At 62.1% G+C, this 16,851-nt stretch carries 14 protein-coding genes; 8 read left to right on the plus strand and 6 right to left on the minus strand.

Going from position 1 to position 16,851, the window contains the following annotated elements; translation table 11 throughout:
• Window positions 1-76 precede the first annotated feature (76 nt).
• From H7688_RS19035 to H7688_RS19045, 3 genes are all read left to right on the plus strand, one after another.
• Window positions 77-484, plus strand: coding sequence for a MerR family transcriptional regulator (locus tag H7688_RS19035; protein WP_183362843.1), 408 nt, complete (start codon window positions 77-79; stop codon window positions 482-484).
• 220 nt (window positions 485-704) lie between these two features.
• The gene (locus H7688_RS19040; RefSeq protein WP_183362844.1) at window positions 705-1,946 is read left to right on the plus strand and encodes an endonuclease Q family protein; all 1,242 of its coding nucleotides are present in this window, start codon (window positions 705-707) and stop codon (window positions 1,944-1,946) included.
• Between the two features lie 265 nt (window positions 1,947-2,211).
• Window positions 2,212-3,756 carry a cytochrome B6 gene (locus H7688_RS19045; RefSeq protein WP_183362845.1) on the plus strand — a complete coding sequence of 515 codons (1,545 nt, stop codon included), beginning with the start codon at window positions 2,212-2,214 and terminating at the stop codon, window positions 3,754-3,756.
• A gap of 195 nt (window positions 3,757-3,951) precedes the next feature.
• Here the strand turns inward: H7688_RS19045 and H7688_RS19050 are convergent, their stop codons facing one another.
• Window positions 3,952-4,470, minus strand: a complete 519-nt coding sequence (locus tag H7688_RS19050; protein ID WP_183362846.1) for a MarR family winged helix-turn-helix transcriptional regulator — start codon at window positions 4,468-4,470, stop codon at window positions 3,952-3,954.
• A gap of 234 nt (window positions 4,471-4,704) precedes the next feature.
• On the opposite strand from H7688_RS19050, the gene pal reads away from it, so the two are divergent.
• Entirely contained in the window at window positions 4,705-5,298 is a 594-nt protein-coding gene (gene pal, locus H7688_RS19055) for a peptidoglycan-associated lipoprotein Pal (RefSeq protein WP_183362847.1), read from the plus strand.
• 84 nt (window positions 5,299-5,382) lie between these two features.
• Window positions 5,383-6,738, plus strand: coding sequence for a chloride channel protein (locus H7688_RS19060; protein ID WP_183362848.1), 1,356 nt, complete (start codon window positions 5,383-5,385; stop codon window positions 6,736-6,738).
• Window positions 6,739-7,153: 415 nt separating this feature from the next.
• Here the strand turns inward: H7688_RS19060 and H7688_RS19065 are convergent, their stop codons facing one another.
• Window positions 7,154-7,561, minus strand: coding sequence for a hypothetical protein (locus H7688_RS19065; protein WP_183362849.1), 408 nt, complete (start codon window positions 7,559-7,561; stop codon window positions 7,154-7,156).
• A 251-nt stretch (window positions 7,562-7,812) separates the two neighbouring features.
• Between H7688_RS19065 and H7688_RS19070 the strand changes: the two genes are divergently transcribed.
• Window positions 7,813-9,057 carry a cation:proton antiporter gene (locus tag H7688_RS19070; RefSeq protein ID WP_183362850.1) on the plus strand — a complete coding sequence of 415 codons (1,245 nt, stop codon included), beginning with the start codon at window positions 7,813-7,815 and terminating at the stop codon, window positions 9,055-9,057.
• Window positions 9,058-9,188: 131 nt separating this feature from the next.
• On the opposite strand, the gene H7688_RS19075 is transcribed toward H7688_RS19070, so the two are convergent.
• The 3 genes from H7688_RS19075 to H7688_RS19085 all read right to left on the minus strand — a co-directional run bounded on the left by H7688_RS19075 (window position 9,189) and on the right by H7688_RS19085 (window position 11,446).
• Window positions 9,189-9,902: a DsbC family protein gene (locus tag H7688_RS19075; RefSeq protein ID WP_183362851.1), complete on the minus strand. Its 714-nt coding sequence runs from the start codon at window positions 9,900-9,902 to the stop codon at window positions 9,189-9,191.
• A 105-nt stretch (window positions 9,903-10,007) separates the two neighbouring features.
• A complete protein-coding gene (locus H7688_RS19080) occupies window positions 10,008-10,961 on the minus strand; it encodes an ROK family protein (protein ID WP_183362852.1) in 954 nt (317 codons plus the stop codon).
• Entirely contained in the window at window positions 10,961-11,446 is a 486-nt protein-coding gene (locus H7688_RS19085; RefSeq protein ID WP_183362853.1) for an HIT family protein, read from the minus strand. The genes H7688_RS19080 and H7688_RS19085 overlap by 1 nt, the downstream gene beginning before the upstream one ends.
• A 340-nt stretch (window positions 11,447-11,786) precedes the next feature.
• Here H7688_RS19085 and H7688_RS19090 point away from each other — a divergent pair, with 340 nt between their 5' ends.
• Entirely contained in the window at window positions 11,787-14,033 is a 2,247-nt protein-coding gene (locus tag H7688_RS19090) for an NADP-dependent malic enzyme (protein WP_183362854.1), read from the plus strand.
• Between the two features lie 196 nt (window positions 14,034-14,229).
• A complete protein-coding gene (locus H7688_RS19095) occupies window positions 14,230-14,958 on the plus strand; it encodes a TonB family protein (RefSeq protein WP_183362855.1) in 729 nt (242 codons plus the stop codon).
• Here the strand turns inward: H7688_RS19095 and H7688_RS19100 are convergent.
• Complete coding sequence (locus H7688_RS19100; RefSeq protein ID WP_183362856.1) at window positions 14,955-16,811, minus strand: tetratricopeptide repeat protein; 1,857 nt, start codon at window positions 16,809-16,811, stop codon at window positions 14,955-14,957. The genes H7688_RS19095 and H7688_RS19100 overlap by 4 nt on opposite strands.
• Between the last annotated feature and the right edge of the window lie 40 nt (window positions 16,812-16,851).

The following is a 16,851-nucleotide window of genomic DNA, read 5'->3' on the forward strand; positions in this document are numbered from 1 at the left end:
AAAAGTGTTTTGAAAAACATTGACAGACTCCCTGTCTTTGATCTAGATTGTCCGCACTCTGACTCAAGGAAGATGCATGGACCACTTACAGGATTGCGAAGAGATAACCCCCATCGGCGACCTCGCCAACTCGCTCGGCCTCACCACCAGGACCATCCGCTACTGGGAAGAAGTAGGACTCATCGATTCAGTTCAGCGCAGCGACGGGGCCACCCGCGGCTTCACGGCGTACTACGTGCGGCGCCTCAAGTTCATCATCAAACTGAAAGAACTGGGACTCACCATCAAGGAGATGCAGGATCTCTACGCGGCCTACGGCGAAGCCAAGCAGACCGAACGAATGGTGCCACGCCTGGTTGAGATACTCGACGAGCACCTCGACAAAATTGACGAGAAGATCGCCAAACTCGCCTCGCTGAAGAGCGACATCGTGAGCTATCGGGAAAAGCTTGGAGATAAGTTCGAGCTGGCCTCGCGTGGCTGACCTGCCCCAGCGCTGCCGCACGGTCCGCACTTGCCAACCGTGAGGTCTTTCGCGCAACCTCGCGTCCACGACCGGACACGACGCGAGCCTGACGGCCAGCGCCTGCCGCACCGCGGTGCGCTCCCCATCGGTTCCGGGCCCCGTCCCACCCCGCCTGAACTGCCTGGCGCAACTCGGCGTCAGCTTGCCGGGTGCCTGCCGGCCGTGCTATACCTTCCTGATGGAATTCATCGCCGACCTGCATATCCACTCCCGCTACTCGCTCGCCACCAGTAGCGACCTCACCCCCGAGAACCTCTGGCGCTGGGGACAGCTCAAGGGAATACGGCTCGTCGGCACCGGTGACTGCACCCATCCGAAATGGCTCGACGAGCTCGAAACGAAGCTCGCCCCGGCGGAAGACGGGCTTTACGCCCTGCGTGAGGCGCCGATCGGCACCCCGGTTCCGGAAAGTTGCCGAGCCGACGTCTCCTTCCTGCTCTCGGGCGAAATAAGCTGCATCTACAAAAAAGACGGGCGCACCCGCAAGGTGCACTGCCTGGTGTACCTGCCGGATTTCGCTTCCGCCAGACGCTTAAGCCTCGCCCTCTCCCGCATCGGCAGCGTGAGCTCCGACGGCCGGCCCATCCTGAAACTCGACGCGCGCGACCTCCTCGAGATGGCGCTCGACGCCTCACCCCGGGCACTGCTGATTCCGGCACACGCCTGGACTCCGCACTTCTCCATCTTCGGAGTGACCACCGGGTTTTGCTCCCTTGCCGAGTGTTTCGAGGACCTGGCCCCCCAGGTGTATGCCATCGAGACCGGGCTCTCCTCCGACCCCGCCATGAACTGGCGCATCTCCGCCCTGGACGGGATCACGCTCGTCTCCAACTCGGACGCCCACTCCCCCGCGCGCCTGGGACGCGAGGCTACCGTCTTTTCCTGCGCATTATCTTATGACGGAATCCACCGCGGCCTGGCCGAAGGGGGTGCCGTAGCCGCCACCATCGAGTTCTTTCCCGAACAGGGGAAGTACCACGCCGACGGGCATCGTGGCTGCGGCGTGAGGCTCTCGCCGCAGGAGACCGTGGCCGGAAACTACCGCTGCCCGGCCTGTGGCGGTAAAGTAACCGTCGGTGTCTTGCACCGGCTCGAACTTCTGGCGGACCGCCCCGAAGGAACCCGCCCGGCAGGCGCCCCCCCCTTTCACTCCGTAATTCCCCTCAGCGATCTCATCGCCGGCGCACTCGGCGTCGGCTGCACCACCAAGCGTGCCGTCGCCCTCTACTTCAGGGTGCTGGAAGAACTCGGTAGCGAGTTCTACGTACTCCTGAAGGCGCCGCTAGCCGAGATCGAGCGGGTCTCCCCCCAACTGGCCCGGGCCATAGCAGCGGCTCGTTCCGGCCAGGTCCTTATCGATCCCGGTTACGACGGTCGCTTCGGAACCGTCTCAGTCCCCAGTGCCCCCACCTGCGACTGACGGTTTCCCCCTGCTCTGCCCAGCTCAACCCGCTCTACCCGCTCTCCCCCGCGCCCCCACCAGTCCCCAGTCCCCAGTCCCCAGTCCCCAGTCCCCAGTCCCCAGTCCCCAGCCCCTAGCCCTTAGCCCTTAGCCCTTAAACGCCGCCCTCCTTTCTCTTACGCTTTAGTCCGGGGAGGCATCTGCGTTTCATTGACAAGCCATTCACTCATGGCAGAATTAGCCTGGTTAAATTTCTCCAATTTTACTTAGCAAGGAGCCCACCATGAGAAAAAATCGGATCACAGCAGCTCTGGCAGCAGTCCTGGTCCCTGCGGCCGTCATGGTCGCTTCCCAGGGCTGGACCGAACAGCAAAAACAGCCCCCGCCCAAAACGTCCAACGACGCCGTGCAGGATTTCCAAACCCCGCGCCAGGTTCCCATTACCCGCCCGGAGCAGCACAAGACCAACGAGGACCGTCCCGAGAAATTCGCCCCCACCAACGTACAGCCCGCCTCCTCCGCCTTCGCCAACCAGCCCGATCAGGGGAAGATCCTCGGTTTCGACTTCTACCGTGATCCCCTGAACGCCAAGCACCCCATGATGACCTTCGAGGAGGTCTACAAGCAGGACACGGCCCAGCGTCCCCAGGTGAACGTCCAGCAGCGCAAACTCCTCGAGATGCGCTACGTCCTTACTCCGAAGCTCTCCCCTGATGTGAAGATGTCCCGCGGCAAACCGATCGCCGTCGGTCCGACCGCGCGCCTTGCGCAGGGGAGCAGTTGGGACCAGCTCGCCACAATGACCCCGGAAGATATCCGCAGCGGCAACCTCTTCCCCTACCCGCCCCTGCCCCACCCCAAGCAGAGCACCGGCGGGCAGGTGTTCCCGCAGATCCAGATCGACATGTTCCCGCGCCTGCAGCGCTTTGATGTCGATTTCGACATCCCCGATGCCTTCCTCCCGGAATTCCCGCCGGCCATCTTCCTGCAGAGCAGACCCGAACTGGGTGACGTCTCGCGCGGCGAGGTCGTTTCCATCAATAACTTTGAGCGCCTCTTCAAGGACCTGATCACCCCGGTGCAGTTGGACGGCCTGCGCATGCTGCTCACCCCGCTGCCGCAGGAGGAATTCAACGCGACCGACGACCGCAAGTCGGCACAACCAAGCATGGGGGTCGCCTGCCTTGACTGCCACGTAAACGGTCACACCACCGGCCAGTTCCACCTGAGCCCGGACATCCGTCCCCAGGAGCGCCGTTTCCGTCTGGACACCACGAGTCTGCGCGGCCTCTACAATCAGCAGGTCCATGCCTCCAAACGCAGCCTGCGTTCCGTGGAGGACTTCAGCGAGTTCGAGCAGCGCACCGCCTACTTCAACGGCGACCAGGTGCACGCCTTCAAGAAAGGGCCGGTCATCCTGGACCGGATACGGGTCTCGCACATGGCCCAGATGCAGAACATGTTCGACGTCCCGCCGGCACCCAAGCTCGATCCGATCGGCTTCCTGATTCCCGAGAAGGCGACCCCGGCGGAAATGGCCGGCCAGAAGGTCTTCTTCGGCAAGGGAAGATGCAGCAGCTGCCACCAGCCTCCCTGGTTCATGGACCAGCAACTGCACGACCTGAAGATGGAGCGCTTCACCCGCGAACCGGGCGACGGGCCGATCAAGACCTTCACCCTGCGCGGCATCAAGGAGAGCCCCCCCTACCTGCACGACGGCCGCTGCTTCACCCTCGAGGACACCGTCGAGTTCTTCAACCTGGTGCTGTCCCTGAAGCTCACCCAGGAGGAGAAAACCAACCTGGTCGCCTTCCTGCGGGTCCTCTAACCGCAGAACCTGGGCAACGGACACAAAAAAGGGGGAAAGCTCGTAAGAGCTCCCCCCTTTTTCTTTTGGCGCTAAGCGCAAACCATCTGGTGCAGGGCTAAACCATGAGATGAAGGGCCTGGTCTAAGCTTCCCCTGCCTCACTTGGACAGCAAGTAACTGATCCGTTTACCGGCCCGACACCCGGTGGCCTTTCTCAAGGCTTTCTGGACCTTGTCCCCCTCTTGACGGGCGCATTAACCTCGGAAGAGAGAATCAGGTTCGGCGGCAGTTCCTTCGCACCCAGAATCCTCACCAACTCGTCCAACCCATCGGATATCTTCAGCAGCGTCCGGTCGGGAAGCGGCTCCAACCCCTTCACGAGCATCCCCTGTGCGACTTCAGGCGCGCTCGCCACCAAAGCTTTCCCCTGCTCGGTCAATTCCACCTCCACGATCCTCCGGTCCACCGTGGAACGGTTTTTCACCACCAGACCGCGCGCCTCGAGCCGATCAAGGATCCCTACGACCGTCGTGGGGTGCAGGTACATTCTCCGGGCAAGTTCCGCCCCTTTGATCGGGGCGAATTCGGCAATGGTCTTTATTGCCCAAAGCTGCGGCCCGGTAATCCCGGTCTCCTTTTCCGCCCTCTTCGAATGCTCGTTCACCACTTGGAAAACCCGGCGTATGTTATCGATTATTTCTGCTACACGCCTGCTTTTGGTGTCCACAGCCATTCCGCACCTTCCCCTTTGCGAATTTTGGCGCCACTTTGGCACATGTTGGGCGTTTTGGCAACCTGGCTGAGTGGCGAACCTCCAGGAGCGGTTTCCTTCGGCATTTGAAAAAATTGTTGACAATTTTAAAATGTACACCGATAGTAGGTATACCTATCTTTTATTCCAACCACTCACTCGCCGGGTTGCCATACCGGCGGAGCGAATTTCAGTTCCAACAACGGAGGGATGATCATGAACGGGAAAGCAGTTGGGGCGGTGTTGCTGGCAAGCGGCTGGCTCTTGATGGCAGGCGGTTGCGCCAAGAACCAGACCGTGAAAAAGGATGAGGGAATTGCTCCGGCGACGACTGCCGCGGCTCCAGCGCCCACGGTGGCGACCGCGCAGCCACAACCGGTGTCCAAAGTCCAGAACCAGCCGGTTCAACAACCCGTGGTAGCGCAGGAACAACCGGTAGCCAAACAGGTGCAACCTGATCAGGCTACGACCTTGGAAAAGGGGCTCAACAGGATCTATTTCAACTTTGATTCCTCCAACCTCTCCGACCAGGCGCGCACTACTCTGGTGGGCAACGCCGAGGTCCTGAAAAAGATCGGTTCCGGCAAGATCAGGGTGGAGGGGAACTGTGACGAACGCGGCTCCGACGACTACAACCTTGCTCTCGGCGAAAAGCGGGCCAAGGAAGCCGTCCAGTACCTCTCCAGTCTGGGCATACCTGCCGAGCGGCTCTCCACCATCAGCTACGGCAAGGAAAAGCCGGTGGCCCAGGGGCACGACGAGGCCAGCTGGTCCAAGAACAGGCGCGATGACTTCGTAGTCGTTCCTTGACGCTTGCGAAGCATCACTGGCTCCGCCGGTCCTCCTCCCGGCGGAGCCTTTTTCACCTCTACCCGTAAAACCGGAACGACCTGGATGCAGCAACACCTCACCGAGCAGATCACCCTCTTCGCCAGCGTCCTCAAATGGACCGTGTACGCCTCTCTGGTCGGCCTGCTGGTCGGCCTCGGCACCACCGGTTTTCTCAGGTCGCTCGCCTGGACCTCCGCCCAGTATGCTTCCCATCACAACTACTTCCTTTTTCTTCCGGCGACACTTTTGGTGAGCACGACGCTCGTCCGCTGGCTCGCTCCCGACGCCGCCGGCCACGGCACCGAAAAGGTGATCGAGGCGGTGCACAAGCGTATGGGGAAGATACCGCTCGCCGTGGTGCCGGTGAAACTGGTCGCCACCGTGCTGACCCTTGCCGGCGGCGGCTCGGCCGGCAAGGAGGGCCCCTGCGCCCAGATCGGCGCCGGTCTCGCCTCGGGACTGGCAGATATCTTGCGGGTTGCAGACCGGGACCGGCGCAAACTGGTCATTTGCGGGATCAGCGCGGGGTTCGCCACGGTGTTCGGCACCCCCATCGCCGGCGCACTCTTCGGCGTCGAGGTCCTCGTTCTCGGCCAGGTGTTCTATGACGTGCTGTTCCCCTCGTTCGTGGCCGGCATCGTCGGGTACCACGTGGCGACCTCGCTCGGGGTGAGCTATCCGCACCCCCCTTCCTGTCTGCTGCCCCAGCTCAGCAGCTTCACGTTTCTGGAGATCATCCTCTTGGGTGCGGTCTGTGGCCTGGTCTCGCTGTTGCTTATCGAACTGATGAAATTCGGACACCGGATCTTCGAGCGGCTCCCCTGGCACTGGTCGCTCAACCCGCTGCTTGGTGGCGGGCTTTTGATCCTGGTCGGCACGCAGGTTTCCACAAATTACCTTGGGCTTGGGCTCGACACCATCGAGTCGGGACTCAACGGAGCTGTCCTGCCGGCGGGCGCGGCTTTCTGGAAGAGCGTCACCACCTCGATCACCCTGGGATGCGGCGGCAGCGGCGGGATCCTTACCCCGATCTTCTTCATCGGAACCGCAACCGGAAACCTGTACGCGCAACTGGTGAACCCCTCCTACCTGGCCGCTTTTTCCTGCATCGGCATGGTCGCCCTGTTGGCAGGCTCCGCCAATACCCCCATTGCCGCCTCGGTGATGGCGATGGAGCTTTTCGGGCCCCAGATCGCGCCTTTCGCCGCCATTGCCTGCATGGTGAGCTTCCTCATCGTCGGCTACCGCAGCATCTATCCGAGCCAGTTACTCGGCATCCAGAAGAGTGCCTCCCTCAGCATCGCGACCGGCCGTCCCGTCGGGTGTTCCGGCCATCCCGTCTATCAGCCGCGGGACAAGACACTCGTCAAGATGCTGCTTACCTCCCTTGGGGCCTACCGCAACAGGTGGCGCAAATGAGATATGCACCGCACCAGCCCACGACAACGGCTTGAGAAGAACCTGACGTATGAAGGGTGTTGGAAGAACCTGAGGTAGACGAGGTTTGTGAGGGAGAGGGTACTGGGCGCCTGTTTGGCCGCTTACCAGGAGTGGTCATGCTTTCGTACAAGTCGCGCCGGCGAACGGACCTGCGGCCGCAGGCTAAAGCGCCTTCCTGCCCGTAGCCCGGCCAGGAAGGCGGTGAGATGGAGCAGCGCCGCCTTGAGCGCTGCCCTGAAGAGTTCTAGTGCACCTCCGAATACCTGCCGAATGTCCCGCCTCCGTCACGAAACCCGACCGGCACAACGCCCTATTTCCCGCAATTCCCCCGACGAAACTTTCGCCAGGTTTTCCAGAACCGGCAGTTCCCGCACCGGTCCAGTCCAGTTCCCGCTTACGGCGCCAATGCCCGGGTCCTCAGCACCACCTGGTCGCCCGGTTCCGAAACGTTCGGGCTGTCCTCAGCAGAAATCACCAACTGGAACACCTCGTACGGGGTCACCGCCATCAGCGTCCCTTCCAGGTCCTTATTCACCTTGAGCTGCCCCAGGTTGTACAGGTCGTGGTTCGGGGTCTCCAGCCAGACCACGTACACGGACTTGGGCGGGGTGAGGCGCTGGGGCGGTGCGAAATGCTTCACCTTGAGCTGCACCACGTTGTTGCCGTTGGCATCCCGGGTGAGCTTCGCCTCCCCTTCGGCGGCCGGCATCTCCTGCGAGGGGGGCAAGGTTATCGTCTTCGTCGCGCAACCAGCCAGTGCCGCCCCGAACCACAATGCCGCAAGTACCATTACGAGTCTCATCGTCTGCCTCCTTTTGGTTGCGGAGCGCATCGAAAAAACGCCCCATGAACGTAGGCAGGGCGCCTCGTTGGACGCCCTGCGGTGGACCGTACTAAAGAAACTGCTACCTGCCTGAAGGACCCTCTTCCTGGCCCGAAGCCCCCTGGACCGCCCCGGCGCCGGCTTCGTTGCTTCAAGGCTGCACAAATGGTATATTAGCACCCTGTAATGTCAACCGTCGGTCTGTCAAGCACACGACCCGCGAGGTGCTCATGCAGACCTTCCACCTGATCGGAATTCTCACCACGCTCGCCGCCGGCTTCGGCCTCATCAACTACCACCTGTTACGCCTCCCCACCACAATCGGTCTCATGCTGCAGAGCCTCGTTTGCTCGGTACTTCTGCTGGTCCTGCAGGCCGCAGGCATTCCGATCGCGGAGCCGGTGCGCCAGGCGCTGGCCCAGATCGATTTCGATCAGCTGCTCCTGGAAGGCCTCTTGAGCTTTCTGCTCTTCGCCGGCGCGCTCTTCGTGAAGAACGAGGAGCTCCTCGAGGTGAAGTGGGATATCGCGGTCTTTGCCACGGTGGGGGTCCTGATCTCCACCGGACTCATCGGAGGGATGCTCTGGTGGGCCTGCCGCCTCTTCGAGCTCCCCATCAGGCCGCTGTACTGTTTCCTGTTCGGCGCGCTCATCTCCCCCACCGATCCGGTCGCGGTGCTCCCCATCCTGCGGGCCCAGGGCATCTCCCGCCAGCTCGACGCCCAGATCGCCGGCGAGGCGCTCTTCAACGACGGGATCGGGATCGTGCTATTTTTGACCCTGCTCACCCTTTCGGGCGGCGCAGCAGTACACGGCAGCGACGTGGTGTGGCTGCTTGTCAAGGAGGCCGCTGGTGGACTCGGCTTCGGCGCGCTCCTGGGCTGGATCGGTTATCGGCTTATGAAGAGCGTGGATAATTACCAACTGGAGATCCTGATCACCCTCGCCCTGGTGAGCGGCGGCTATGCGCTGGCTCTTTTGGCGGGGGTTTCCGGTGCGCTTGCGATGGTGGTGGCGGGGTTGCTCGTGGGGGGACCGGGGCGCCGGCTCGCCATGTCGAAGCGCACCCGCGACAACCTGGACCGGTTCTGGGAACTGGTGGAGGAACTGCTTAACTCGGTGCTCTTTACCCTGATCGGGCTGGAGATGCTGGCGATCGTCACCAGGATCGACGCAACCCACATCCTGGCAGCCCTGCTCTCGATTCCCCTGGTGCTCCTGGCGCGCATGCTTTCGGTGGGTTCGATCCGGATCCTCTTGCGCTGCTTCGGCTCTTTGATACCGCACTCCTGGCCGATCATGACCTGGAGCGGGCTGCGTGGCGGCATCTCCATTGCGCTGGCGCTCTCCCTACCCCGGTCCGGTGAGCGGAGCGTGGTCTTGGTGGCGACCTACGCCGTCGTCGCTTTTTCCATCCTGGTGCAAGGGAGCACCCTCAAGTACCTGGTGGCCTGGCGCACCGGGCGAAACGGCTAGATCCTTTCCCTCCTTCCCCGTCCCCTTCGGAATCCTCGAAAACGGAAAAAGAAAAGCCCCGCCTGGTGAGGAAGCGGGGCTTTTCTGCGACAGGGGCTTGGCGTCACTTCTTACGGTGACTCCCTCCCGGGCTACTTGAGCAGTTCGTCGAGACGCTTGGTATCGGCTCCAACCACCTGCTGGCCGTTCACGTAGAAGGTCGGGGTTCCCTGGATCCCCACCTTGCGGGCCAGGTTCAGGTGCTCCTGGGCCAGGGTTTTCACCGCCTCGGTAACCGGCTTCGCATTGGCCGGGATATCCTGCCCCAGCATCATGGCGTCAAACGCCTGGGTCTTGTTGTCTGCCCCGAGGATGTAGTGGATCTTGGTGATGGCAGCCGGGTGGGCCAGCGGCGCAAAGAAGACGTACTGGGTCACGTCGCTGCGCTTGGAGAAGTACTCGAAGGCCTTGCGGCAGTACGGGCAGTCCGGGTCGGTAAACTCGATCACCGAGATTTTGCCGTCGCCGATCTTCACTGCCTTTTCCAAGGGGAGTGTCGCCACCACTTTGGCAGCCAGGGCGCCGCGGCGCTCGGCAGTGCGGCTCTTGAGATCCTTGCCGATGATCTCCCCGGTGACGATCAGCTCTTTATCGGGGTAGAAGTAGAAGATGCTCTGTCCCGAGACGACCTCGTAGAGTCCTGGAATCTCCGAAGGGGTGACACTGTCGAAGGGCACCTGCGGGAACGCGGCACGCAGGGCGGCATCAGGCTTTACCGCTTCGGGAGCGGCATTCGCCACAGCGACGCTGCCGAGCCAGAAGGCTCCCAACAACAGACTTGCGAACAATCCCCTTTTCAAAAACATACACGCCTCCATAGAGATAATCCCGCCTGGTTGCGGGTCGATCTGTACCGTATCACACTTTGAATCAATTTCGAAGCCGCTAATACCGTCGAGGGGCGAGCCGAGCTATCTCGAACCAGCGACGACAGCACCTGCCGTTGCAGCCGCACCCAAAACACCCGCATCGTCTCCCAGCATGCCCCTGAGAACCTGAACCCGCTGGGCCGGGATCGGAAAGGCGCGCTCCCTGATCTCCTTGAGAAGCGTGTCGCCAAAAAGAACGAAGCTCTCGGCCACGCCGCCCCCCAGAACAACGGCTTCCAGATTGAGCAGGTTGACAACCGAAGCGAGCGCGATCCCCAGGTAGCTTCCCGCACGAACATACACCGCCTGCGCCTTCGGGCACCCCTCCCGGGCTCGGGCGGCCACGGCGGCCGCATCGAGTCGCCCGGCCAAAGGCGCCACCCCAGCTTCGGCAGCCAGCGCGGCAATTGCCGAAGCCGAGGCGTACTGTTCCAGGCAGCCCCGGTTACCGCAACCGCAACGCCGCCCTTCGGGCTCCACGGTAAGGTGCCCGAACTCCGCGGCGACGCCGTCGATACCGGTCCAGAGCCTGCCGTCCAGGATGAGACCCGCCCCCACTCCGGTTCCCAGCGTCACCATGAGCGAAGAAGCGAAGGGGCGGCCGGCACCGTAGCGTTGCTCGCCGACTGCACTGGCATTGGCATCGTTCAGCGCGACCGTGGGAACCCCGACCCGCTGCGCCACCAGGTGGGCCAGGTTCACACCTTCCAGGGAAACCAGGTTCACACTCGAGCGCAGTATGCCGTCGTTGGAGAAGAGTCCCGGGACTCCGAGCCCCGCTGCGGCTACCCGTTTCCCCCGCGCCTCCGCCCCCTGTTTTAAATCCTGAAGGTGCTGCACCAACCGGTCCAGGAAAAGTTCCCTGCCGGAGCGTATGTCCGTCGGCAGGCAGTGCCGCTCCAGGATCGTGCCGCTTTCGGTCACCAGCGCGCAGCGCAGGTTGGTGCCACCGACATCTACCCCCAGACAGAGTGTCTCAAGTTCGCGGGCCGGCATCAGGACACCTGGGGCGCGGCCTGAAAAAAGGGCAGCAGCCTGTCGTAGCACGCTTCCAGGGCCTCGGGGATCACCCTCAGGTCGGCGACCACGCTCATGAAGTTATTGTCCCCGCTCCAGCGCGGCACCACGTGGATGTGCAGGTGCTCTTCGACACCGGCGCCGGCCGCCTTCCCCAGGTTGATCCCGATGTTGAAACCGTCGGGACCGGCACTCTGGATGAGGGCCTGCTGGCACAGCGCCACGGCACTCCACAACTCCAGGACCTCCTCTTGGGAAAGGGAGGCGAGATCTGCGGTGTGACGGCGCGGCGCGACCATGAGATGCCCGTTTACGTAGGGATAGCGGTTCAGCATGATCAGGGTGTGCGGTGTTGTTTTAAAAATCAGCCGTTCCCGCTCGTTTCCTGCGCCGCAAAAAATGCACCCGGCAGGTTTCTCCTGAACCAGGTACTCCAATCTCCAGGGAGCCCAAAGCCTGTCCATATCAATAACCTCCGCAGCTGGTCGGTTCCTCCCGAACGGCCGGAACGAAAACGCATTATTAACCAAAACGGTCCCATTTACAACAAGAGCCCCGCGACAACTTTAAAACAGCTGTTTTATTCGGGAGGAAATGTCTTGACAGCCGTATACGATGGGTTTATTTAATCCGTGTGCACTCATCCTAGAGCCCACCTCTCTTTTCGCTCCATGTAGCTGATTTGTAAACTGTTTGTTCTTGTTGAACTTTTTATTCCCTACAATGAACAGTCCAACGAGAATCACCCGTTTCCTGCCTATGGCAGAACTACGGTATTAGTATAAAAATTTTCAGGAGGTAGCAATGGCAAAGAAAATGGACGCTCTTGAGTATCACTCGACGGGTCGCAGGGGCAAGATCGAGGTCGTCTCGACGAAACCGTGTCTCACTTCCCGCGATCTCTCTCTTGCCTACTCGCCGGGCGTCGCAGAACCTTGCCTTGAGATAGAAAAAAATCCCGAAGACGCCTACAAGTACACCGCCAAGGGAAACCTGGTTGCGGTTGTTTCCAACGGCACCGCCGTTTTGGGTCTGGGGAACATCGGCGCACTTGCCGGGAAACCGGTCATGGAGGGGAAAGGGATCCTCTTCAAGCGCTTCGCCGACGTTGACGTCTTCGACCTCGAGGTGAACTCGGAGAACCCGGACGACGTGATCAAGGTGGTGCAGCTTCTCGAGCCGACCTTCGGCGGCATCAACCTCGAGGACATCAAGGCCCCGGAGTGCTTCTACATCGAAGAGGAGCTCAAGAAGACCATGAACATCCCGGTCTTCCACGACGACCAACACGGCACCGCCATCATCTCCGCCGCGGGCCTCGTCAACGCCCTCGAGCTGGTGGGGAAAAAGATCGACGAGGTTCGCCTGGTCATCAACGGTGCCGGCGCCGCTTCCATCTCCTGCGCCAACCTCGCCATCTCGCTGGGCCTTAAGCGCGAGAACCTGATCATGTGCGACACCAAGGGGGTCATCTACAAAGGTCGCGTCGAGGGGATGAACAAGTACAAGGAGCTCTTCGCCCAGGACACCCCGCTGAGGACCCTGGAGGAAGCAGTCGAAGGTGCCGACGTCCTCTACGGCCTCTCCGTCAAGGGGGCCTTCACCCCCGAAATGGTGCGCAAGATGGCGGTCAACCCGATCATCTTCGCCATGGCGAACCCGGATCCCGAGATCACCCCGGAACAGGCCCACGCGGTGCGCGGCGACGTCCTCATGGCGACCGGCCGCTCCGACTATCCGAACCAGGTGAACAACGTGCTCGGCTTCCCCTTCATCTTCCGCGGGGCACTCGACGTGCGTGCCACCGGCATCAACGAGGAGATGAAGCTTGCCGCGACCCGGGCGCTTGCCGAACTGGCCCGCGAGGAGTGCCCGGATTCGGTGTGCCGCGCCTACGGCAACGTGAAGTTCAGCTTCGGCCGCGACTACATCATCCCGAAACCGTTTGACCCGCGTGCCCTTTTGCGCGTCGCCCCGGCAGTCGCCAAAGCAGCCATGGAGAGCGGCGTGGCACGCCAGCAGATCGACCTCGACAAGTACGTCGAGCAGCTCGAGGCGCTCCAGGGGAAATCCAAGGAGACCATGCGTCTCATCATCAACAAGGCGAAGAGCGATCCCAAGAAGATCGTCTTCCCCGAAGGCGATAACGAGAAGATCCTCAAGGCCGCCTACACCCTCATCGAAGAAGAGATCGCCCAGCCGATTCTGGTCGGCAGCCGCAGGAAGGTGGAAGGGAAGATCGCCGAACTCGGGCTCGACCTGAACGTCCCCATCATCGATCCGGAAGAGTCGGAACTCACCGAAGGCTACGCCCAGGAACTCTACCGGCTGCGCCAGAGAAAAGGGGTTACCCTCTCCGAGGCGCGCCGCATCGTGCGCCGCAAGTCGCGTAACCACTTCGCCTCGATGATGGTGCACATGGGCGACGCCGACACCTGCCTCTCGGGTATCGACTCGCACTACCCCGAAACCATCCGCCCGGCGCTCGAGGTGATCGGCAAGCAGTCGCAACTGGCCGGCGTGCACGGCATGTACATGATGGTCTTCAAGAAGGGTATCGTCTTTTTGGCCGACACCACCGTCGAGATCGATCCGACCGCCGAGGAGCTAGCCGAGACCGCGCTGCTGGCAGCAGAAAAGGTGCGCCTGCTGGACATCGAGCCGCGCATCGCCATGCTCTCCTTCTCCAACTTCGGCTCGGTCAACAACCCGCTCGCCATCAAGGTGAAAAAAGCGGTGGAGATCGTGAAGCAGAAAGCCCCCGAGCTGGAAATCGACGGCGAGATGCAGGCCGACACCGCGGTCACCCCGGAGCTCTTGGCCAACTACCCGTTTGCCACCCTGAGCGGGCCGGCCAACGTCCTCATCTTCCCCGACCTCAACTCCGGCAATATCTGCTACAAGCTGTTGCACCGTCTGGGAGGCGGCGAGGCGATCGGTCCGATCCTCATGGGGATGAAGAAACCCTTCCACGTGCTGCAGCGCGGCGACGACGTATCCAACATCGTCAACATGGCCGCCATCGCCGTGGTGGACGCCCAGAGCGCGTAACGCTTCCAAGCAAAAAAGGCACAGAAAAGGGACTCCGAACCGGGGTCCCTTTTTTATTTCCCCGCGCTGCGGGAAACAAAAGCACCGGCAGGCGTCGCAGCGCCACCCAGTCGTTGCTTTTCGTTAGCTTGATGAGGCAGAATTTGTTATAAGAAGGCCGGTGTTTTTAACGAGAAGCGGGAGGAAAGCTGGGGGCATGGCAGAAGCGCTGCAAGAGACTGAATCGATATCGCACCTTACGGTGAACCGCAAACTGGTACTGGGACTGGCCGCGTCGTTCCTTTTGCACCTTTTTGCCGCCTTTGTCCTGATCTCCTTTTCCGGGAGCCAACCGGCGCCCGTTCCCGCCGTTACCTACGTGGACCTCAAATCGGTGCAGTCCCCGGCACCGCAGACGCTTCCCCCGAAGCAGGAAACGGTCACCCCGCCCGCGGAACCCGAAATGCCGGACCAGACCACTCCTCCCGAACCCGTCCAGGAGCAGCGCGTCGAAACCCCGCCGGTTCAGCCTGCCACCCCACCGCAAGCGAAAACCGACGAAGACCGCTCCCACACCTTCCTGGGGCTCGGCCTTACCAGGGGGTATTTCAAGAGCCTGGGCGAAGGTGAGACCTTGCGGGACGACATCAAGACCTACTACCTTGACATGCTGCAGGTGATCAACGAGAAGTGGTGGATGAACGAGCAGATAGACAAGCGGCGAGTCGCCCCGGTGGTGGTGCTGCTTGCGGTGGCGCGCAACGGCTCGATCCTGGAGGCGAGAATCTCGGAGAGTTCCGGCAACCGCCAGTACGACAAGGCGGTGCTGGATTCGATAGCGAAGGCGGGACCGCTTCCCCCGCTCCCCGCCAGCTATGATATGCAGGTTTTCCTGGCACCGATCCGCCTGGTGCCCCCGCTTAACTTGATGGGCTTGGCCCCTTAGGGTACCAGTTCCTCTTCTTCCTCGGGCTCGAGCTCGATGATATCGAGTCCCTCCTCGCCGGCCAACGCCCCGATCCGCTCTGCCACCTCGTGGAATGCGGGATTGGCCTGTAACACCTGGCGGTAGAGCTCAAGCGCCTCCTCCAATTTCCCGGTACTCTCCAAAAGAAACGCAAGCTCGTAGCGCAGGCTGGTGCGCTCGGTGTCGCCCAGTTCCAGGGCGAGTCCGCGCTGCAAAAGCTCGCGTGCCTGGTCGAGGTTCCCCATTTCGCGGTAGCAGATCGACTGGAGGATCAGGCAGTCCAGCCGCCGACGTTCGTTTCCGGCGGCGAGAGCGAACTCCTTGATCGCGCCGGCAAGCTTACCCATCTCCTTGTAGGCGATCCCCAGGTCGTAGTGCGATTCCAGTTCGTCGAGATCGAGCGAGGCGCCGGGGGCCAGGGCCTCGGGGAAGATCTCCTGCCAACCGCTGCTGATGCGCGCCTCGGCAGCACGCGCCTCTTCCGCAACCCTGGCGGCCTCGGCAGCACGAGCGATTTCAGCGAGCCGAGTTTCTTCCGCCAGCCGGGCAGCCTCGGCTGCCTTGGCTTCCTCGGCCAACCGTTTCTCTTCGGCGGCCTTCGCTTCCTCAGCCAGCCGGGCAGCCTCCGCCTCCTCGGCGGCAGCGGCACGGGCCTGCTCGGCCGCCTTGGCAGCACGGCTTGCTTCAGCCGCAGCGGCCAGTTCAGCAGTGCGGGCCGCGTCGGCGTCGTTCCCGACTTCCAACTCCAGCGAAAGATCGATCTCCTCCGGCCAGTCGAGTTCCAGCATCTCGGGTTCTTCCCCAGTCCCGTGGGCAGCGGGAGCCTCGGGAAGCGTACCAAAGCTGGGAAGGTCGTCGAAGGACGGCAGTTCGGCAGTGGCAGGTTCCGTGGGGGCCTGGGCGGCAAAAGGATTGTGCTCGTCGGATTCCAGGGAGAGCGAGAAGTCGAGCGGCAGGTCGATTTCGGGAACCGGAGGGGGAGCCGCCTCGAGCGGATCGCTCATATCGAGCTCCAGCTCGCCGTGGGACTCCCAGGGGAGCGGTTCCTGCGCCGAGGAGGCCGGCGCCGCGGGCTCCAACTCCGGCGTCTCCCAGGGGGCCGGGGTGTCGCCCGGCACTCCGGGAAACTCCGCGACCGCTTCAAAAGGGGTCGAGGGCAGGTCGAGCCCCGTCGCCGCCTCGCGCACCGGGGCGTCGGCGGGCGGCGTCCCAACTGGAGCCGGGGAAGCCTGGCGCTCGGGAAACAGCTCCGCGATCCGCTCGGTCACCCTGGCTAGGGCGGCCCGGTCAGCACCTTTGGTGAGCTGTGCCGCATAGCTTTCGAATTCCTGGTACGCGCGCTCCCGGTCTCCCGTGCTGTACAGGAGCTCGGCAAGTTTCAAGCGGGTCGCGGGGGTAACACCGTCCACCAGGAGCATCCGGTCCAGGACCTTCACGGCCCCCTTCAGATCCCCTTCCTTCTCGAACTGGGTCGCAACCTGGCCGAACTCGGCAAGGGCGTTGCCGGTGAGTCCCTGCTTCGCGTTCAGCTCAGCCAGGTGCAGTGCCACGTCCGTACTCTCCGGAACCAGGCGCTGAATCTGTTTGTAGACCGCGATCGCCTTCAGGTAGTAGGAGTTTTCTGCGTAGTGCCTGGCGATGTCCTCGTACTGTACGATCGCCTCATCTTTCCGGTTGTCGCGCACCAACAGTTCCGCCAGGCGCTGGCGATGCCTGATCTCCTTCGGGTCGAGCACCACCACTTGCTGGTAGTCCTTGATCGCCTTGTCGATCTGGCCTTTGAGTACAAAACGTTGCGCACTTTCCAGTATTTTGTCTTTTTTCGAAGCCAAGGGGCCGCCTCATATCTCGCAGAAATAAGCCGCTGCTAAA

Source organism: Geomonas limicola (assembly GCF_014193675.1).
GTDB lineage: Bacteria > Desulfobacterota > Desulfuromonadia > Geobacterales > Geobacteraceae > Geomonas > Geomonas limicola.